This is a genomic window from Flavobacterium flavigenum (genome assembly GCF_027111255.2).
In the GTDB taxonomy this organism is placed as follows: domain Bacteria; phylum Bacteroidota; class Bacteroidia; order Flavobacteriales; family Flavobacteriaceae; genus Flavobacterium; species Flavobacterium flavigenum.
In genome coordinates this window covers 1,039,602-1,060,385 of sequence record NZ_CP114285.2, presented here as the reverse complement: position 1 = coordinate 1,060,385, position 20,784 = coordinate 1,039,602, and the positions used below count along the sequence as shown (strand labels likewise).

The window sequence follows — 20,784 nt, the reverse complement described above, 5'->3', positions numbered from 1 at the left end:
TTGTTAAAAAGTTACTTTTTAGTTATAGAGGTAAATAATTCTGAAGTTAAAATATCTTCCATTTCAAAGAGATTTTCTTCAGTTTCGGCAAAGTCAGCATTAGAATAGGAGAATAATTTCCAGCGTTTTTTGTGATATTCTAAAGCTGTTAAATTTTCGATCCAGTCTCCTGAATTTAAATATAGAGTTGATCCATATTTGTTTTCCTTTTCAATAATTTTAGGCTCATGAATATGTCCGCAGATTACATAATCGTATTTTTTTTCAATTGCCAGATCGGTCGCAGTAGTTTCGAAATCAGAAATAAATTTTACGGCTTTTTTTACACTGGCTTTTATTTTTTTTGAAAATGAATAAGGTTCTTTTCCTAATTTGGCTAAACACCAATTTGCAAATCGATTACACAAAATCAAATAGTCATAACCAAGGCCGCCTAGTTTTGCAATCCATTTTGAGTGTTGTACGGATGCATCAAAAACGTCTCCATGAAAAACCCATGCTTTTTTGTCGTCCAATTCTAAAACTAATTTATCTACCAAAGAAAAATTACCCATATTCATATCGCTGAATTTTCTCAGGATTTCATCATGATTTCCGGTGATATAAAACACTTTAGTGCCTTTTGAAGCCATTCCGATAATGCGCTGAATAACTTTTAGATGTGATTTTGGAAAGTATGATTTTCTAAATTGCCAGGCATCGATAATATCTCCGTTTAAAACTAATGTTTTGGGTTTAATGCTTGAAAGATAGTTGTTTAACTCCTTGGCATGGCTGCCGTAAGTTCCTAAATGCACATCGGAAATGATGACTAATTCGACATTTCTTTTTTTCAATTTTTCTCAATTTGAAGTTTAACAAATTAAGCAAATCAAAATAGGTTTTATTTTATCAAAACGTTATCAATTGGGGTTCAGTTTTAATAAATTATGATTTTTTTAAAGAGTGCTATTGTGGTCAATACTCATTTTAAATTTTTTAATTTAATTCATAAAACTTACATTTGCTCAAAACTAATTATAATGGCAGGAAATAGCTACGGCACACTATATAAAGTTACCACATTTGGAGAATCTCATGGGGAAGCTTTAGGCGGAATCATCGACGGTTGTCCATCAGGAATTCAGCTTGATTTTGAAGCAATTGAGTTCGATATGGCGAGAAGAAAACCAGGACAGTCAGCAATTGTTACACAAAGAAAAGAACCGGATGCGGTTCAGTTTTTATCGGGTATTTTTGAAGGTAAGACGACAGGAACTCCAATTGGTTTTATTATTCCGAATACCAATCAAAAATCAGATGATTATTCACATATAAAAGACAACTACAGACCAAGTCATGCAGATTATGTGTATGATCAAAAATATGGTTTCAGGGATTATCGCGGTGGTGGAAGAAGTTCTGCACGTGAAACTGCCAGCAGAGTAGTTGCAGGAGCGATTGCAAAACAAATGCTGCCGGAAATTAAAATTAATGCTTACGTTTCATCTGTTGGTCCGGTTCATTTAGAGACACCTTATCAGGAATTGGATTTTTCTAAAATAGAAAGCAATCCAGTTCGTTGCCCTGATGAAAAATCAGCAGCAATTATGGAAGAATACATTCGTGATATCCGTAAACAGGGAGATACTGTTGGTGGAGTAGTTTCATGTGTAATTCAGAACGTTCCTGTTGGTTTAGGAGAACCAGTTTTTGATAAACTGCATGCCGAATTAGGCAAAGCAATGCTTTCAATCAATGCCGTAAAAGGTTTTGAATACGGAAGCGGTTTTTCAGGCTCAGAAATGAAAGGAAGCGAGCATAACGACTTATACAATACTGACGGAACTACAAAAACGAATCTTTCCGGTGGAATTCAGGGAGGAATCAGCAACGGAATGGATATTTATTTCAGGGTAGCCTTCAAACCTGTAGCGACTATCATGCAGACCCAGGATTCGTTAGATAATAAAGGTAACATTACGCCCATGACCGGAAAAGGACGTCATGACCCGTGTGTGGTACCAAGAGCCGTGCCTATTGTTGAGGCTATGGCGGCTATTGTTCTAGCTGATTTTTATTTAATTAACAAGACCTATTAATTTAAAAGCGGGCAGTGAGGGTCTTTTTTTAATTTAAATTCAAAAAATAATGGATAAAATCCAAAACCAAAAGAAATCTTTTTTTTCCGGACTGACAGGTCAAATTTTAATAGCGATGGTTCTTGGAGCTACTTTAGGAATTATATTGCACAATATGATTTCACTTGAAGCTGCCCAATCATTTAGTACAAAGATAAAAATGCTTGCTACTATTTTTATCCGATTGGTACAAATGATTATTTCTCCTTTAGTTTTTACCACTTTGGTAGTAGGAATTGCAAAGTTGGGAGATATTAAAACTGTTGGAAGAATAGGAGGAAAAGCGCTAGGGTGGTTTTTTACAGCTTCCTTTATATCTTTGTTAATTGGATTGTTTTATGTAAATGTTTTGCAGCCAGGTGTAGGTTTGAAACTTGATAATGTTGATATGGCAACTGCTTCTGAAGTTACAGGCAAAACCCAAAATCTTTCTTTTGATAATTTTGTTGAACATATTGTGCCCAAAAGTATAATAGAAGCTATGGCAACCAATGAAATCCTGCAGATTGTAGTTTTTTCTATTTTCTTTGGATTGGCAGCGGCATCGTTAGGTTCGACTGTTAAGCCTATTATAGGTGCTTTTGATAAATTGTCACACATCGTTCTAAAGATGGTGAATTATGTGATGAATTTTGCCCCGATAGGTGTTTTTGGTGCTATTGCAGCAGTATTTGCGGTAAGAGATGCACAGGAATTGGTCATTACGTATTTTAAATTTTTCGGGTCTTTTTTAATCGGAATAAGCACATTATGGGCTTTGTTAATTGCGGTAGGATATATTTTTCTGAAAGGAAGAATGACTGAATTGTTGAAACGTATTACCGGACCTTTAGCGATTGCTTTTGGTACTACGAGCAGTGAAGCAGTTTTTCCTAAGTTAACAGAAGAATTAGAGAGTTTTGGAGTAAAAGACAAGATTGTTTCTTTTATGCTTCCGCTGGGTTATTCTTTCAATCTTGACGGAAGTATGATGTATATGACTTTTGCCAGTATTTTTATTGCTCAGTTTTATAATGTACATTTAGATTTAGGAACTCAGATGGCAATGCTTTTGGTTTTGATGTTAACCAGTAAAGGAATTGCAGGTGTGCCGAGGGCAAGTTTGGTAGTGGTTGCGGCAACTTGCGGTATGTTTGATATTCCTGTTGAAGGTATTGCTTTAATTTTGCCAATTGATCATTTTTGTGATATGTTCAGAAGTGCGACAAATGTTTTAGGAAATGCTTTGGCAACTTCAGTAGTTGGACAATGGGAAGGTAATAATGATTTAGGATCAGCTTCAGAAAATTAGTAAAATATATTATTTCACGATATTTAAATAAAACAAAACGCTGGTTAATACCAGCGTTTCTTATTTTGCTTAGAAGCATTTGATTTTCTTGATTTATGAGCACCGCCACTTCTATTTGAATTTTTAGGCTTTTCAGCAGTTGCGTCAGGACTTCCGGCATGCCATTGATAGGGATGGTCGCTAATTGTTTTTACATCCACTTTTATTAATTTTTGAATGTCTTTCCAATATGGATGCTCATCTTTACCGCAGAATGATATTGCAATTCCGCCATTTCCTGCACGTCCAGTTCTTCCAATTCTGTGAACGTAAGTTTCCGGTATATTAGGCAAATCAAAATTAATTACAAACGGTAACTGGTCGATATCGATTCCTCTGGCTGCAATATCGGTTGCAACCAATACGCCCACTTCTTTGTTTTTAAAAGCATCTAAAACGCGTTGTCTTGCATTTTGAGATTTGTCTCCGTGAATTGCCTCAGCAGGAATATCCTTTTTGCGCAATGCTTTAACAACATTGTCAGCTCCATGTTTGGTTCTTGCAAAAACCAATACGTTGGATAATCCTTCTGTTTTAATTAAATGATATAGTAAATTTCTCTTTTCAGTTTTATCTACAAAATAAACACGCTGCTCCACATTTTCAGCAGTTGAAGAAACCGGAGATACAGTTACTGTTTCCGGATCTGTCAAAAACATTTCAGCCAGTTCACGTATTGCTATTGGCATAGTTGCCGAAAAAAATAGTGTTTGTCTATTTTTAGGTGTTAGTTTTACGATTTTTTTCACATCGTTTACAAATCCCATATCCAGCATTTGATCTGCTTCGTCAAGCACTAAAACATGTAAATGATCTAAATCAAGAAAACCTTGTTTTTGTAAATCTAAAAGTCTTCCCGGTGTGGCTACTAAAATATCAACACCTTTTTTTAAGGTATCAACCTGCGGATTTTGGGAAACACCGCCAAAAATTGTCAATTGGGTCAGGTTTGTGTATTTGGCATAGGTTTCAAAACTTTGTCCAATTTGTACTGCCAATTCACGGGTTGGGGTAACTATAAGGGCACGGATTTGTTTAGCTTTTTTTGATGAGCCTACAATTCGGTGTAACTGATGTATGATCGGAATGGCAAATGCAGCTGTTTTTCCGGTACCGGTCTGTGCACAGCCAATTAAATCCCTGCCGGCCAAAACAATCGGAATAGCTTGTTCCTGGATAGGGGTAGGGTTTAAGTAGCCTTCTTCAAATACGGCTTTTTGTATACTTTTTGAAAGTGATAAATCTTCGAATAACATATCTTAGGTATTAAGAACTTAGTTTTAAGTACTAAAATTCGTTGCAAAGATAGTTTTATTCAGGCAATGGTTTAATTGAATTTAGGTTTATTTGGCAAAAGTGATAATTACAAATTGTTAATAGTACTCCGATTTTAAACTTTTTCGTGATTTGCTTTAATAAAATCAGTTACAAGATAACCAATTAATTTGCCTATTAAATGATTGTTAGGAGAATTATCTAAATCAGGAGCTCCTTCACAAATATGCAGATAAGCAGCATTTTTGTGTTGTCCAAAGTAAGAAACAAACTGTCTCAACTGTTCAATTGAAAAACCACTGATTGTCATGGCACTGCTGGCAATATTCGGAATGGCATCCAGGTCAATCTCTATTCCAAACGAATCTGTTTTTATGAATTCAAGTGCTGAAATCATTTCGTTTGTAAAATCTTTCTCTTCACGTATGCTTATGCTGTCATATGTATTATAACGTACGCGGTCTTCAAGTTTTTTTATAATGTCTAAAACACTTTTTGAAGTGTAGTTTTCGTGCAAACCAAAAATGAAGTATTTTTTAAGAAAACCTTCTTCATAGGCATAAGAAAAGCCATTTCCGCTATGCCGTCCTTCAAGAATTCTGAAATCGGAATGAGCATCAAAATTGATTGCGTTTATTGATTTGCCTTTAGCCAAAGCCGTGCCTTTTATATTTCCATAAGCATTGTTATGACCACCTCCAATTATAATAGGTGTTTTTCCGGCCTTAATTATAGTAAAAATAACATGTGATACTTCTTTGTCAATTTTTTCCACCAGCTGACTTAGCTTTGAGCGATCATCTATATCATTGAAATCAAGATTTTCAACCTCGCGCATTAGCTCGGAAACATTTATTTTGCCTAAAACAATAATCTGACTGCCTTTGCAAAAACGATTATGCTGGATGTTTGCAATACTTTTTATAGCAGATTCCCAGGCCGAAGCTGCTCCCGGTCTCCCGTAATTAGCGCGTACGCCTATATCTTCAGGAATCCCCAAAATAACATATTTAGCTTCACTTTCTTTTATAAACTCATGTATATCCACTCCTTTCGGAATAGTAATCATTTTTTCTCCAAATTTTATTTCACCACTGCGGTGATTGGTGACTTTTGCTAAATCACTAACAGTAAAAGGGATTAATTTATCCATAAAAAAAAATATTATCCAAAAATAATATAATTGTGGCAACTTACGTTATTACGTTATATTAATTATTTAAATTTGTTTTTAAGAAAATTATTAAATATGGAAAACCCAAACAAAAACAACTCAAGTCTAAAGGCGGTAATCGCTGTTTTAGCAGTCCTACTAATTGGTAGTTTAGTGTACATTTTTAAACTTTCTTCTGATTCAGATGTTGTAAAAACAGAACTAACATCAACATTGACAGAAAAAGAATCTGTAATGAAGGATCTTCAGGAATTGAAAGCAACATACGATGCTGCTATTGCTGAAAATACATCGATGTCAGATGAATTAATTCAGGAAAGAGATAAAGTTGTCGCTTTAATGGATGATTTGAACAAGTCAAAAGGTGATGTTTCTAAATTCAGATCACAAGTTCAGGGATTGCAGACTAAAATGAAAACGTTGGTTGCTGAAAACGATGAATTAAAAAAACAAAATGGTGTTTTAACAGTTCAGAGAGACAGTACAATTGTGGTTTTGGGAGAGTCAAAAAAATTCAATGAAGTGTTAGTGGGGCAAAACGAAGCATTGTCTAAAACAGTTGAAAAAGGTTCTAAATTATCTGTTTTAAATACAAAAACTGCCGCTTACAAATTGAAAAGTTCAGGTAAGCAAATTGAAACAGATAAAGCAAGTCGTGCTGATGTTTTAAAAGTTAGTTTTACTATTGCTGAAAACCAAATTGCAAAGTCAGGAGATAAAACCTATTATGTGCAGGTAATCGATAGCAAGAATAATGTGTTAGGTGACAAGAAAACAGAAAGCTTTGGAGATAATTCATTAACCTATAGTTTTAAAACAACAGTACAATACGAAAATAAAACTGTAAATGTTTCTGAAGATTTACCGGGGAAGGATTTTGAAAAAGGAACTTATTTTATTAATATTTTTGATGGTGGAGAGTTAGTTTCTAAAACAAGCTTTTCTTTAAGATAGTATATAGAATCAACAGATAAAAAAAAAGAGGAGATAAAAACTCCTCTTTTTTTATGCTAAAAATTTACCTTCAATGATGACACTTTCAATCAGGTTGCTTCCAAAAGCATAGGGGATCTGGTAAAATGAGGAAACAGGTTTTGTGATAATCAAATTAGCTCTTTTGCCTTTTGTGATACTTCCATGCGTTTCTGAAAGTCCCATTGCATACGCGCCATTTATTGTAGCCGCATTAATGGCTTCTTCGGGAGTCATTTTCATTTTAATACATGCGGTTGCTACGACAAAATTCATATTGCCGGATGGAGTAGATCCGGGGTTGAAATCTGTTGCTAAAGCAATTGGTAAACCTGCATTGATCATTTCACGGGCAGGAGTATAAGGAATGCTTAAAAAATAAGAGCATGATGGTAAAGCTACCGGCATAGTTTCTGTTGCTTTTAAAGCTTCAATATCTTCTGGATTCATAATTTCTAAATGATCTACAGAAATAGCGTTAAATTTAACTCCAGCTTGAATTCCGCCAATAGAATTAAATTGGTTTACGTGAATTTTCGGCTTTAAGCCAAAATCGATTCCCGCCTGCATGATTTTTTCGGTTTCTTCTACTGAGAAATAACCACTTTCACAAAATACATCAATATACTCTGCCAGTTTATTTTTTGCAATTTCAGGAAGCATTTTGCTTATTATTTCGTCAATGTAACCTTCTTTGTTTTCTTTGTAATGCAATGGGAAAGCATGAGCACCCAAAAAAGTCGATTTTATACAAATTGGATAATTGTCGGCAAGTTTTTTAATGACACGGAGCATTTTTAATTCACCTTCAACGGTTAATCCGTAACCTGATTTTATTTCGACAGCTCCGGTTCCTAAATTCATCAATTCTTCTAAACGTAATCTCGACTGCTCGTAGATTTCTTGTTCTGAAGTTTCGTTTAATTTTTTAGCAGAATTTAAAATTCCACCACCACGATTTGCAATTTCTTCATACGAGAATCCATTAATCCGGTCTACGAATTCCTGCTCGCGATTTCCTGCGTAAACAATGTGTGTATGACTGTCGCACCAACATGGAAGTACAACTCTTCCGGTTGCATCAATAATTTGATCAGCTGTAACATCCGGAAGATTTTCCATTGCTCCAAAATCAGCAATGAGATTGTCTCTTATAATTAAAAAAGCATTTTTTATGGTGGGAAGAATGGCCATTTCGGCTCCGGAAACTTTCGCAACAGAGGTTTCACGAACCTGAAGCAATTCTTTTATGTTAGTAATAAGAGTTGTCATTGTATAAATTTAATAAAATTAAAAACACGAATTTCGCAAACGTCACTTTGTAATAGTGAAATCTGTGAAATTCGTGTTTTAGATTATTTTTTGTCTGATTTATTCAGAAACCGTTATCTCAAATATTTTCTCCCAGTTTTTACCGGTAACAAAAATAGTTTTGGTTTTAGGATTGTAAGCAATTCCGTTTAAGACATCATCAGTAGTGATTTTGCTGCTCATGTTTTTACGCAGATCAGTCATATTTAAAATGCCTTCTACAGCTCCTGAAAGCGGATTAATAACAGCAATTGCATCTTTTTGCCAAATATTTGCATAAATTTTTCCGTTAATCCATTCTAATTCATTAACGGCCTTTATTTTTGAATCTCCGGAATATACATTGATATAATCAATCAGTTTCTGAGTGAGCGGATCCATTTTCCAGATTTTCTCTGTTCCATCAGAACGATAAATGTATTTTCCGTCATTTGTCATTCCCCAGCCTTCTATTTTTTTGTCGTATTTAAAAGATTTCTCTAACTTTAAAGTTTTGGCATCATAAATAAAACCAGTTTCTTGTTGCCAGGTTAATTGATATAATTTTTCGTCCACAATAGTGATTCCTTCTCCAAAATATTGTTTGTCAAGATCAACTTGTTTGTGAATTTTCCCCGTTTTATAATCATATTTTCTGATATACGAAGTTCCTTTTTGTCCCGTGCTTTCATATAATGTGTCGTTATGAAATTCTAAACCTTCATTGAATGAAGCAGTATCATGAGGATAAGTATTTACGATTTTATATTTTAATAATTTAGGATTGACATTTGAAACTAATTCTACTCTTTTTGTAGCATCAGACGAATCGCTGCCAAAATAAACAGTTGCTTTTAGGTATTGATATCCTAATTTTTGGTCTTTTAATTCGAATTTGAATTTTTCAGAACCTTTAGTGCTTCCAACTTTTTTGTCGTTTACAAAGTAGGCAATGCTGTCGATTTCTTTCGATTTTGGATTTAAAACAGCAATTGAAACAGCTTCCTGAGGCAGAAAATGTGCCGGAAAAGCAGAATCGTCTATAGTAAATAAAGAATTTTCACCTTTATTTTTATCGCCACATCCAATTAATGTGATTCCTAATAAAATGGCAGCTAGGAAGTTATGTTTTTTCATAGTTTAAAATTTGAATAGTCCAATATACGATGATATTTTTATAGCAACAAAGCTCTTGCAAAAATATAAAAAGATTGTATATTTGCACCGGCAAGTCCTACACGACCAGCTCCTGCAGACTCCCCCAGGATGGGAACATAGCAAGGGTACGTGGTTGAGCGGTGCGATGTAGGTCGCTTGCCATTTTTTTATTTTTAGAATTTATACAAAAGTAGTCTTCCTTCGGGAGGATTTTTTTATTTTTACCCCTGTCAGAAGTTAGAAGTTACATGTGAAAGGTTAGAAAGTTTTACCTACTACATAAAATTCTACACATAGACAGTCACTATTAATTTATAACATTTAACATCTAACTTTAAATGAGCAAAGTCGTTTTAATTACCGGAGGATCCTCAGGAATTGGGAAATCAATTGGGGAATTTTTACACAAAAAAGGTTTTGTGGTTTACGGAACAAGCAGAAATCCTGAAAAGGTATTAGATTCTGTTTTTCCGCTTGTGGCTCTTGACGTTCGAAATGCGGAATCCATAAAAACTGCTGTTGCTACTATTATTGAGACTTCAGGAAGGTTAGATGTTGTAATAAATAATGCCGGTGTTGGGATTACGGGTCCTTTGGAAGAAATTCCGATGGAGGAAATCAAGAATAATTTTGAAACCAATTTTTTCGGTCCGATTGAAGTGATGAAAGCGGTTTTACCACAGATGCGTGAACAAAAATCAGGTCTGATTATCAATATTACGTCGATTGCAGCTTATATGGGATTGCCATATCGCAGCGTTTATTCGGCATCAAAAGGTGCTTTGGAGCTGATTACGGAAGCTTTACGAATGGAAGTAAAACAATTTGGAATACAAATTACGAATGTTGCGCCGGGAGATTTTGCCACCAATATTGCTTCAGGGCGTTTTCATGCACCGGTTATTAAAGGATCGGCTTATGAAAAAGTATATGGCGATACACTTGCAACTATGAACGAACATGTAGATGCAGGAAGCAATCCGAACGAAATGGCCGAAGCGGTTTATAAAATCATGCAGGAGAAAACTCCAAAAATACATTATAAAGTAGGCGTCTTTATGCAAAAGTTTTCAATTGTACTGAAACGTGCGCTTCCGGATAAAGTATATGAAAAAATGTTAATGAATCATTATAAATTGTAAAAAATATTAAACTTCAAAATGAAATACCTTTTACTACTTGCTACTATTGCTTTTTGTTCCTGTTCTTCCAAAATAAGAACATCTATTTCTGAAAAGCATGAAAAATTAAGTGAAACTGACAAAGTTGTTGTTTTTAATGACAAATCTGAACTTCCCTCAACTTATAGTAAAATTGGAACTACTAAAATTGGAGACACTGGCTTTACTGTCAATTGTGATTATGGAACTGTGCTTGAAAAGGCAAAAATTGAAGCTCAAAAAAGTGGTGCGAATGCATTATTGATTACAGAGCATTTATATCCAAGTGTTTTTGGTAGTTCTTGTCATCGAATTACTGCAGATTTGTTGAGAATTGAAAATACGACAAATTATATTCAACCGGAAATTGTAAAAGACACTGTGAAATCAACTAACAATTCAAAACCAGTCTTAAATGATGCTATAGTATATGGTCCGGTTTATTATGGTAATTCTAAAACTTCAAAATTTCTATTATTGGCAAATGTGGCACAAAGTTTCCGGGTTGCTTCCTCTCCAGATGGATTAAATTCAGAGCAAAAAGAGTATTTAAAGAAATTGAAATCGGGATTGAGTTATGATATAAGTGCATATTATCTTAAGGATGAGAGGACAGGCTTTGGTTTAAAATATAATGCTTATAAGTCCTCTGGAACGCTCAGTAATCAGCAGGTTACTTTGGATGATGGAACCACATACCGAGGAGATTTTAGTGATGATATAACAATTTCATTTATTGGTGCTTCGTTTATATTGACAGAAGGTCAGAATTCAAGAACAGGTGAAGCTAATCTGGAATTAGCAATTGGGTATATGGCTTATCAAAATAAATCTACTATAATTGGAAGTCCATTAAAAATAACGGGGGGTAATTTGGGTATGATTGGTGGAATAGGGTATCATTTTAGAGTAACGCCTCATTTTTTAATAGGTCCACAGATTAATTTTGCAGGAGGTGTTTTAAAAAAATTAAAGTATAAACATGCCGATGGAAGTACTGAAACTATTAAGCTCGATAAAGAAGAATTTGAAAATTTATGGAGAATTGATTTGGCTATTGGTGCTAAATTTAGATTCTAAGTTGTAATTTTGCACCGGTTTTGCGTGAGGGGGTGAAGCGTCATCCTTTTATTTTTTCTTAAAAAAAAATAAAAGATACAGCGGAACACCCGACCATTGGGGCACGCTCAAATTATGAACACAATTAAATAAATATAATTATGAAATTTTTTATTGATACAGCTAATTTAGCTCAAATTAAGGAAGCACAGGCACTAGGTGTTTTGGATGGTGTAACAACAAACCCGTCTTTGATGGCAAAAGAAGGAATTACAGGTAAAAACAACATTTTGAAACATTATGTTGACATCTGTAATCTTGTTGATGGTGATGTAAGTGCTGAAGTAAATGCATTGGATTTTGAAGGAATGGTTAAAGAAGGTGAGGAATTAGCTGAATTGCATGATCAGATTGTAGTAAAATTGCCTATGACAAAAGAAGGTGTTATGGCTGCAAAATACTTTTCGGATAAAGGAATTAAAACAAACGTAACACTTGTATTCTCTGCAGGTCAGGCTTTATTGGCTGCAAAAGCTGGAGCAACTTATGTTTCGCCTTTTATTGGTCGTTTGGATGATGTTTCTACAGACGGATTGAACCTTATTCAGGAAATTAGAGAAATATATGATAACTATGGTTATGAGACTCAAATCTTAGCAGCTTCTGTGCGTCACACCATGCATATTGTAAACTGTGCTAAAATTGGTGCAGATGTGATGACAGGACCATTGTCTGCTATTGCAGGATTGTTGAAACATCCGTTAACAGATATTGGATTGGCTCAGTTTGTAGCTGATTTTGAGAAAGGAAACAAATAGTTTACTTTTAAAATAAAAATAGTTAAAATCGTCATTTTCATTAGAATATGACGATTTTTTATTTGATAACTTTATAAAGGAATAAAAAATCCATTTTACTTTTTGTTGAAGTAAAACGGATTTTTTTATGTTTTAGGAGAATTGAATTTTAATGTCCTCCGCCTTCGCTTATTACATGACTAACACCTTGTTTCTTTAATATTTTAGGGCAGTAGAAACCGTAAAATGCAAGATAGGCGAAACCAATAAGTGGCACGATATATGAAAAATGTGTATAAGTTATCCCTAATATTCCTTCCGGATGTGTTGCGTCCAAATCGCAGATACTTCCCTGAACCAACGGGATAACTCCTCCTCCAAGAATCATCATGATTAAGAACGAAGAAGCTTTTCCTGTGTTTTTTCCTAATCCTGCGATAGCTAAATCGAAAATTGAAGGCCACATGATAGACAGGAACAGTCCTCCGGAAATAAAGAAGAATTTAGCAATTTCAGGATTTGGCCAAAATAAACCAAACACCATCATTAATAAACCTGAAATTCCGAAAAGCATTAAAGTTTTTCCGGCATTTTTACCTCCAACAAAACTTACTGCTATAAATAGTAAAATCCAGATTGGATAAATGTAAAATGCGGAAACATCATGTGCAGCAAAAATATTGGCTCCAATGATTACTCCAAAAGCAAGGGCCGGTACTATAAATTTAAGTGCAGTATTTACAAGGTTTGAGGTATTGAAGACATTCACACCGCCATTCCAGCGTCCGATCATTAAACTTCCCCAATACAATGCGATGAATGGAGCAATGGCATCTTCCAATACATTTCCGAATTCAGCTGTGTGAAGTAATGCAGGCAAGTTACTGATGATGGTAACCTCTGTTCCAACATAAATAAAGATTCCCAACATTCCCAAATACAGCTGAGGGTAGTCAAGAATATTAAAATTAGTATGTTTGTTCTCTATTTTAGCTTCTTCTATTTTAGCCGGATCTTCAATTTTAGAAAAGTACATGAAAATGGCTACCAATATAAAGGCAGCACCTAAGATGATAAAAGGCAATTTAATATCTTCAAGGGAAAGGTTTGTTTTTTTGTTATCTCCCATTCCAAATAAGGCGATTCCTAATAAGATTGCCCCAATTGTTGTTCCGAAAGAATTGATGCCTCCGGCCAATGTTAAACGGTGTGCTCCGGTTTCAGGGCTTCCCATTTTAATGGCTAAAGGATTAGCGACAATTTGCTGAATAGAAAATCCTAATCCAACTGTAAACAGGGCAGTTAAAAAGAACGGAAAACTTTCCATTGTAGCAGCAGGAACAAATAAAAATGAACCAACAGCAGATAGCAGTAAACCTGCGGCAAGTGTTTTTTTATATCCAAATTTTTGTAAAACATCTGATTTTAGAGACACTAAAAAGAAAATTATAGATCCCACAAAATAAGCGGCATAGAACGCCCATGCAACTAATTGTGATTGTACCTGAGATAAGGTAAACACTTTTTTGAAAACTGGGATCAGGATATCATTGGCAGAACCAACAAAACCCCAAAAGAAAAAGACAATTATCAGTGAAATAAATTGCCCCCATTTGGTTTGTACATTTTCTGAATTCATAATGTAATTAAGTTTTTTAGTGGTTTTTAAAGTGGTAAATATATTTGTTACAACTTTTAAAAAAAAATAAAAAATCATAAATAATGAAGAAATTATACAAACAACATAATTTATTCAACAATGTGTTATTATTTTAAGAGTAGCGATATCGATTTAGTGATTATTCCAGAATTTTGGCTTTTACATCCTTACTGTAGTTTCGGCCTATCGGAATTGTATGTGACATGATTTGAATCCTGTTTCCTTCAATCGACTTAACTTTATTAATCGCAATTACATAGGATTTATGAATGCGTATAAATTTATCACCAGGCAATTCTTCTGATTGGGCAGTAATAGATTTATGAGTTATGTAAGTTTTATCAGAAGTAACAATTTTTATGTACTCTTTCATTCCTTCAACGAATAAAATTTCTTCGATATTAATTTTCATCATTTTTTTATCAACTTTGATGAAAATATGCGAATCTCCCTTAGGAATTTCGGTTTTGATATTGTTTTTTAAATTGTATTCGGCCGTGATTTTGTTAATGCACTTAATAAATCTTGGTAAAGGAATAGGTTTTACGAGATAATCTAAAACGTCAAGATCATAGCTTTCGGCTGCAAATTCCCTAAAAGCGGTTGTAATAATTACTTTAGTTTTGTTTTCGATTAAGCTAATTAGTTCAAAACCTGTCATCATGGGCATATTAATATCCAGGAAAACAGCATCGACAGGTGTACTGTTTATAAAATCTAGTGCTTCTAAAGAATTATTGAACGTACCTATAACCTCAAAGTCAGGAAAATTGGTGAAATAATTTTGTAAAACTTTAATTGCTAAAGGTTCATCGTCGATTAATAAGCATTTAATCTTCATTATGAATAGGTATTTGCAAACTTATTATATAGTAATTCAGCTTTGTTTTGTATTGCAGGCTAAAATTATTCCTGTAAATTAACTTTAATCGTTTCTTGGTATTTAATAAACCAATACCGCCTTTAGGATTATTTTTTTGTGAAATTACAAAATTATTAAGGATTTCAAAATGAAGCATTTTATTGTCAACAATTTTGAAATTTATCTTAATTTTTAGATTCTGGTTGTTTACCCCTCCATGTTTAAAGGCATTTTCAACCAACGAAATAAAGATTAAAGGTGGCACCTTGATATCTTCAATATCCGATTCAAGGTTAATAGTGACTTCAACATTTTTAAAACGAAGTTTTTCAATTTCGACATAATTCTGAATGTAATCTATTTCTTTTATTAGTAATACAGATTTGTTTCCTTTTACATCATATAAAACATATTCCATTAGATTTGATAATTTAATAATTACATCAGGAACTTTATCAGAAGATTCTAATGATAATGCATATAAATTATTTAATGTATTAAAGAAAAAATGTGGCTGAATCTGATTTTCGAGGTATTTAAGTTTTATTTTAAATTGATTTTCCCTCAACGACCTGTTTCTTTCTCTCTCCCGCAGCCACGTTAGCGTCAGATAAATAGAAGATGCCATTGCCAAAACATACAGTTCTCCAATACAAACTGCAAAAATATGATTGATATCAAAAGGCTTATATTCACGATTAGCTTCCGGCCATATATTTTCTGAAATAATATAATAGGTTAAGGCTGTTTTGAGTAAATAGACAGTAAAAAGACTAATTAATAATGCAATGGTATATTTAAAATATTTTTGTTTTAAAACATAATTGGGTACCAAAACAAAAAGATTGAAATAGACTAATGGTATATGCAGCGAAAATTCAATCAGGTTTGATTTAAATGAATAATCGTAATCATTAAAATAAGCACCCCATCTTAAAAAATTAAGAGTAAAATAACTTCCCCAGAACCAGATGTGATTTTGAAGTTTAATATCAAAATTTAATTTTTGAATTTCACTCAATGTAGTGATGGATTACGTCGATTATGGTTAGCTAAATTATCATGCAACTTTAAACAATTCTTTAATTAAACGCAATTTTTTTAAATAAAATTTTATAAAATTATAGAAAGCGTGTATTATTTTGTTAAGATAACGTTTTCGTAAAACACATTATTGATTGTTTTATGTCGTTGGTTTAAAGTTTTTTGCAGTTGGTTTAAATTATTTTTTTTAACAATCCCTTAAGAATAAATTTACACCATAACTAACAAAATAAATAAACATGAAAAAAATTTTATTAATCTTTATGATTGCTTTTACAGCTCAAGTTTCACTTGGACAGGTAAAAAGTATCAAGGGTGTGATTACAGATTCTGATGGAATGCCATTACCTGGTGCTTCTGTGGCTGTACAAGGAGGTCAAAAAGGTGGTACAACCGATTTTCACGGTTTGTATATGATTGAAGCACAAAAAGGACAGACTTTACTTTTTAGCTATGTAGGTCTTGAAACACAAAGCATTGTTGTAGGCGATGAAACTACAATTAATGTAAAAATGGGACAAGCTAAATCAAATGCACTAAATGAAGTTGTGGTAACCTCATTAGGTTTAAAGAAAACAAGAAAATCTTTAACATATGCTGCTCAAGAGCTAAAAGGCGAAGAGTTAACAAGGGTTAGAGATGCTAACGTAGTTAATACTATTGCTGGTAAAATAGCTGGTGTTGCTGTAACTAAAAGTTCTGGTGGTACTGGTGGGTCTACAAAAGTAGTTATTCGTGGTAATTCTTCAATTTCTAACAGTCAGCCTTTATATGTTATTGATGGTATTCCGATGCTGAATTCAGGTTCAGGACAGCCAAATGATTCTTTTGGTAGTTTGTCGGGAGGTAACCGTGATGGTGGAGATGTAGTTTCTTTAATAAATCCGGATGATTATGAAGGAATGACAGTTCTAAAGGGTGCTGCAGCTTCTGTATTATATGGTTCGCAAGGAGCAAATGGTGTCATTTTACTTTCTTCTAAAAAAGCTAAAACCGGAAAAGCTAACGTTACTGCTTCATCTGTTACAACTTTTGAAGAAGCTGCTTATATGCCTAAATTTCAGACAGATTATATTGCTGCTCCAGGTGCTGATGAGTCTTGGGGACCAGCAGGGAAAACAAAAGATCACGTAAAAGATTTTTTTAATACTGGAACTACACAAATTACCTCAGTAGGATATTCAATTGGTTCTGAGAATTCCTCTACTGCATTTTCTTATGCTAATACTTCTGCTACAGGAATTGTAGAGGGAAATAGTTTAAAGAAAAATAACTTTGGGGTTAGACAAACGGCTAAATTCTTTAATGATAAATTGACATTTTCAGCTAATGCCAATTATACATCTCAAAAAATTGCAAATAAACCGGTAAATGGATTTTATTTCAACCCATTAACAGGGGTTTACCTAATGCCAAGAGGAAATGACTTTAATTATTACAAAGATAATTATGAAGTATTCAATCCTGCAAGAAACTTAATGGCACAAAACTGGATGACTAACAGAGATATTATGCAAAATCCATATTGGGCAATTAACAGAAATAAATCTGAAGATAAAAATGATTTCTTTAACGGAGCATTGTCTTTAAATTATAAAGCTAATAATTGGTTAAGTATTACATCCAGATACAGCTATAATAGAGTGACTAGTGTTTTTGATAAAAAAATATATGCTACAACACAAGGAACTCTTTCTCATGTAAACGGAAGATATATAAACGAGAATTCTTTAAGTACACAACGTTACGCTGATTTAATCGCTACAATAAATACAAAAATTGGAAATGATTTTTCTTTTAATGCTAATATTGGAACAAGTATAACTAATACTTTAACCAATCAGAAAACAATTTTAGATTCTGGAATTAGTGGAGGATTAAACATTACAAACTGGTTTACACTTCATAATTTTAACAATAATACGGGTAACTATCAAACAGTAGATTCTCAAAGAGAAGTGCAGTCAGTTTTTGCTGCAACTACTTTTGGATATAAAGATATGTTGTTCTTAGATCTTGCAGGAAGAAATGACTGGTCATCTACAGTTTCAGATCCTTATTTTTATCCATCTGTAGGGGTAACAGCTCTTATTAGCGAAATGGCAACATTACCTGAATGGATTAATTATGGTAAAATTCGTGGTACTTTTGCAAAAGTTGGTAATGATATTTATCCTTTTGTTACTAATCCTACCTATTATTCTGCACCAGGTGTTTCTGGAATTAATCCTAAAGTAGGACCAAGACCAGGTGAAACACTGAAGCCAGAGTTGAAATCTGAATTTGAATTTGGTACTGAGTGGAGAATGTTCAACAACAGATTAAGTTTTGAAATATCTTATTATAACTCTGAAACTAAAAACCAATACTTACAAGTAGTAGCTCCAGTAAATGATCAAGGTTATGATTTTTACGGAATTAATGCAGGTAGTATAGAAAATAAAGGTGTTGAGATTGTTTTAAGCGGTGGAATTATTAGAGGAGATAAATTTTCCTGGGATACTGCCCTTAATTTTTCTAAAAACAAAAATAACGTAAAAGAAATACCTACTGAATTAGGAGGCAGAGTTAACCTGACTGAAGCTGGAGTAAACAGCTACAGATATGCTTTGGTTGAAGGAAAACCTTACGGAGTTATTGAAGGAATCAACTTTAAAAAAGATGCTCAGGGCAGAATTTTATTAAATGATGATGGAACTTTTCAAAAAACTGATTTTGAAGAAGTTGGAAATTCTAATCCGGATTTCATGTTAGGTTGGTCAAATTCATTTAAACTAGGATCTTTCTTTGCTAATGTATTGATTGATGGCCGTTTTGGTGGAGATGTAATGAGCTTAACTGAAGCACAAAATGACTCGTTTGGAGTTTCAAAAGCAACAGGTGATGCAAGAAATGCAGGTGGAGTTGCGATAAATGGAGTTAGAGCAAGTGATGGTGTAGCGGTAACAAATGTATCTGCACAATCATATTATACTCAAGTTGGAGGAAGAGCAGGTATCACAGGAGAGTATGTTTATGATGCTACAAATGTAAGTGTTAGGGAAGTTTCTATCGGGTATAATTTCAATCCAAAAACTTTACCTTTAATTCAATCTGCTAGTATTTCATTAATTGCTAGAAACTTATTCTTTATTTATAAAGATGCACCTTTTGATCCAAACATTGCATTAAGTACAGGTCAAGGTTTACAGGGAGTAGATATTTATGGTTTACCGTCTACTAGAAGTATCGGTCTTAATTTAAACGTAACTTTCTAAAATTAAAAACATGAAACTAAATAATATAACAAAAGCAGCTGTTTGTATTTCATTGTTGGCAACGTTTGGTTGTACAGACAATTTTGAGGAGATTAACACCAATAAGGAAGGGATTACACCAGAATTATTAGAGCAGGATTTTAATCATATCAAACAAGGTTTCGCACCTATATTTAATAATATTCAGGTAATAACTGCTAATTTCGAATGGGTATACCAATTACAACAAAACTTAAACGCTGATATTTGGTCGGGATATATGGCTACGCCAACAGGTTTTGCAGGAGGTATAAATAATACAACCTATTCATTAGTTGATGGCTGGAATGGATTTATCTGGGATTATGCTTATAAAAATGTAATGTATAATGCAGTAGACATCGAAAAGAAATCAAAAGGAAAATTCAATCAGTTTTATGCTTTATCATTGATTTTGAAAGTAGAAGGAATGCACAGGCTAACAGATACTTTTGGTCCAATCATATATTCTAAATACGGAAATTCAAGCCCTACAGAATATGACAGCCAACAAGAAGTTTACAATCAATTTTTTAATGAATTGGATATTGCAGTTGCAGATTTGACGCAAAGAGTTGATGATGGAGATACCGGAGAAAGTACTTTTAAAACAACTGATTTATCAGGATATAAAGGAAAATATAAACAATGGGTAAAATTTGCTAACACTTTGCGCTTAAGATTGGCGATGCGTATTGTAAAAGCAGATCCTGCTTTAGCAAAAATTCAGGCAGAGAAGGCAGTATCACATAAATTTGGAGTAATGCAATCAAACGGCGATTTATTTAAAATTGTATCTCCTGTTTATACAAATCCGCTTGCTACAATTAGTGATTCATGGTTAGATATTCGTATGTCTGCTGATATGGAATCTATTATGGGAGGCTATGAAGATCCAAGAATTGAAAATTATTTTGATTTATCATCTAAATTTCCTGGTCAATATAAAGGTGTTCGTACAGGAATCGAAATCGCTGCGAAAGCAGACCACCAGGACTTTTCGGGTCTTGGAACTGCTGCAAAAACAAACGAAATTGTTTTAATGACTACAGCTGAGGCTTATTTCTTAAGAGCAGAAGGTGCTTTAAGAGGATGGAATATGGGAGGTGATGCTAAATCATTATATGAACAAGGTATTGCCGCATCATTTGGACAAAGAGATGCAGCAGGTGTATCAGCTTATATCGCTGATAACACGAAATTACCTAAGACATATGTTGATCCTAACTTCCCTGTAAATAATTCTCCTGCAGTAAATAATGTTACTGTTGCCTGGGACGATTCAGCAACAAATGAAGTGAAATTGCAAAAAATTATTACTCAAAAATGGATAGCTGGTTTTCCAGAAGGACAAGAGGCTTGGTCTGATTACAGAAGAACAGGTTATCCAAAACTTTTTCCGGTACTTAAAAATTACAGTGGAAACACAATTACTACTGAGTACGGAGTACGAAGAATCAATTTTGTTCAATCGGAGAAATCAAGCAATCAAGGTGGTGTAGATTCAGGTATCTCTAAATTGGGAGGCCCTGACACAGGAGGAACAAGACTTTGGTGGGATACTACAGGACCTAATTTCTAAAAATAAAGATTAAAAGAATAAGTTTG

General features: G+C 33.7%; 16 protein-coding genes and 1 other RNA gene. 9 read left to right on the top strand and 8 right to left on the bottom strand.

Features of this window, described 5'->3' with window-relative positions:
- Nucleotides 1-11: 11 nt before the first annotated feature.
- Nucleotides 12-836, bottom strand: a complete 825-nt coding sequence (locus OZP09_RS03940) for a UDP-2,3-diacylglucosamine diphosphatase (RefSeq protein ID WP_269236632.1) — start codon at nucleotides 834-836, stop codon at nucleotides 12-14.
- A gap of 186 nt (nucleotides 837-1,022) precedes the next feature.
- On the opposite strand from OZP09_RS03940, the gene aroC reads away from it, so the two are divergent.
- Both aroC and OZP09_RS03930 read left to right on the top strand, forming a co-directional pair.
- The gene (aroC, locus tag OZP09_RS03935; protein WP_269236631.1) at nucleotides 1,023-2,081 is read left to right on the top strand and encodes a chorismate synthase; all 1,059 of its coding nucleotides are present in this window, start codon (nucleotides 1,023-1,025) and stop codon (nucleotides 2,079-2,081) included.
- A 49-nt stretch (nucleotides 2,082-2,130) separates the two neighbouring features.
- Nucleotides 2,131-3,411 (top strand): dicarboxylate/amino acid:cation symporter, encoded by a 1,281-nt coding sequence (locus OZP09_RS03930; RefSeq protein ID WP_281310321.1) that lies wholly within the window; start codon nucleotides 2,131-2,133, stop codon nucleotides 3,409-3,411.
- A 44-nt stretch (nucleotides 3,412-3,455) separates the two neighbouring features.
- On the opposite strand, the gene OZP09_RS03925 is transcribed toward OZP09_RS03930, so the two are convergent.
- Both OZP09_RS03925 and OZP09_RS03920 read right to left on the bottom strand, forming a co-directional pair.
- Nucleotides 3,456-4,706, bottom strand: a complete 1,251-nt coding sequence (locus OZP09_RS03925; RefSeq protein ID WP_281310320.1) for a DEAD/DEAH box helicase — start codon at nucleotides 4,704-4,706, stop codon at nucleotides 3,456-3,458.
- Nucleotides 4,707-4,840: 134 nt separating this feature from the next.
- Nucleotides 4,841-5,878 (bottom strand): formimidoylglutamase, encoded by a 1,038-nt coding sequence (locus OZP09_RS03920; protein ID WP_269236629.1) that lies wholly within the window; start codon nucleotides 5,876-5,878, stop codon nucleotides 4,841-4,843.
- Nucleotides 5,879-5,974: 96 nt separating this feature from the next.
- Between OZP09_RS03920 and OZP09_RS03915 the strand changes: the two genes are divergently transcribed.
- Entirely contained in the window at nucleotides 5,975-6,853 is an 879-nt protein-coding gene (locus OZP09_RS03915; protein ID WP_269236628.1) for a DUF8428 domain-containing protein, read from the top strand.
- Nucleotides 6,854-6,904: 51 nt separating this feature from the next.
- Here the strand turns inward: OZP09_RS03915 and hutI are convergent, their stop codons facing one another.
- Together hutI and OZP09_RS03905 are read right to left on the bottom strand one after the other, a co-directional pair.
- A complete protein-coding gene (gene hutI / locus OZP09_RS03910) occupies nucleotides 6,905-8,143 on the bottom strand; it encodes an imidazolonepropionase (protein ID WP_281310319.1) in 1,239 nt (412 codons plus the stop codon).
- A gap of 99 nt (nucleotides 8,144-8,242) precedes the next feature.
- Nucleotides 8,243-9,298 (bottom strand): glutaminyl-peptide cyclotransferase, encoded by a 1,056-nt coding sequence (locus OZP09_RS03905; RefSeq protein WP_269236627.1) that lies wholly within the window; start codon nucleotides 9,296-9,298, stop codon nucleotides 8,243-8,245.
- An 88-nt stretch (nucleotides 9,299-9,386) separates the two neighbouring features.
- Here OZP09_RS03905 and ffs point away from each other — a divergent pair.
- The 4 genes from ffs (at nucleotide 9,387) to fsa (ending at nucleotide 12,356) form a co-directional block, all read left to right on the top strand.
- Nucleotides 9,387-9,484: signal recognition particle sRNA small type (ffs, locus tag OZP09_RS03900), an RNA gene on the top strand.
- A 173-nt stretch (nucleotides 9,485-9,657) separates the two neighbouring features.
- Nucleotides 9,658-10,461 (top strand): SDR family oxidoreductase, encoded by an 804-nt coding sequence (locus OZP09_RS03895; protein WP_269236626.1) that lies wholly within the window; start codon nucleotides 9,658-9,660, stop codon nucleotides 10,459-10,461.
- Nucleotides 10,462-10,479: 18 nt separating this feature from the next.
- Nucleotides 10,480-11,559: a hypothetical protein gene (locus OZP09_RS03890; RefSeq protein WP_281310318.1), complete on the top strand. Its 1,080-nt coding sequence runs from the start codon at nucleotides 10,480-10,482 to the stop codon at nucleotides 11,557-11,559.
- Nucleotides 11,560-11,699: 140 nt separating this feature from the next.
- Nucleotides 11,700-12,356, top strand: coding sequence for a fructose-6-phosphate aldolase (gene fsa / locus OZP09_RS03885; protein ID WP_163399817.1), 657 nt, complete (start codon nucleotides 11,700-11,702; stop codon nucleotides 12,354-12,356).
- Nucleotides 12,357-12,504: 148 nt separating this feature from the next.
- On the opposite strand, the gene OZP09_RS03880 is transcribed toward fsa, so the two are convergent.
- The 3 genes from OZP09_RS03880 to OZP09_RS03870 all read right to left on the bottom strand — a co-directional run bounded on the left by OZP09_RS03880 (nucleotide 12,505) and on the right by OZP09_RS03870 (nucleotide 15,878).
- Nucleotides 12,505-13,974: an MFS transporter gene (locus OZP09_RS03880; RefSeq protein ID WP_269236623.1), complete on the bottom strand. Its 1,470-nt coding sequence runs from the start codon at nucleotides 13,972-13,974 to the stop codon at nucleotides 12,505-12,507.
- 160 nt (nucleotides 13,975-14,134) lie between these two features.
- Complete coding sequence (locus tag OZP09_RS03875; RefSeq protein WP_269236622.1) at nucleotides 14,135-14,836, bottom strand: LytR/AlgR family response regulator transcription factor; 702 nt, start codon at nucleotides 14,834-14,836, stop codon at nucleotides 14,135-14,137.
- The gene (locus OZP09_RS03870) at nucleotides 14,826-15,878 is read right to left on the bottom strand and encodes a sensor histidine kinase (protein WP_269236621.1); all 1,053 of its coding nucleotides are present in this window, start codon (nucleotides 15,876-15,878) and stop codon (nucleotides 14,826-14,828) included. Before OZP09_RS03870 ends, OZP09_RS03875 begins: the two co-directional genes overlap by 11 nt.
- Nucleotides 15,879-16,140: 262 nt before the next feature.
- Between OZP09_RS03870 and OZP09_RS03865 the strand changes: the two genes are divergently transcribed.
- Entirely contained in the window at nucleotides 16,141-19,158 is a 3,018-nt protein-coding gene (locus OZP09_RS03865; protein ID WP_269236620.1) for a SusC/RagA family TonB-linked outer membrane protein, read from the top strand.
- A 10-nt stretch (nucleotides 19,159-19,168) separates the two neighbouring features.
- Nucleotides 19,169-20,758 carry a RagB/SusD family nutrient uptake outer membrane protein gene (locus OZP09_RS03860; RefSeq protein WP_269236619.1) on the top strand — a complete coding sequence of 530 codons (1,590 nt, stop codon included), beginning with the start codon at nucleotides 19,169-19,171 and terminating at the stop codon, nucleotides 20,756-20,758.
- Nucleotides 20,759-20,784 lie beyond the last annotated feature (26 nt).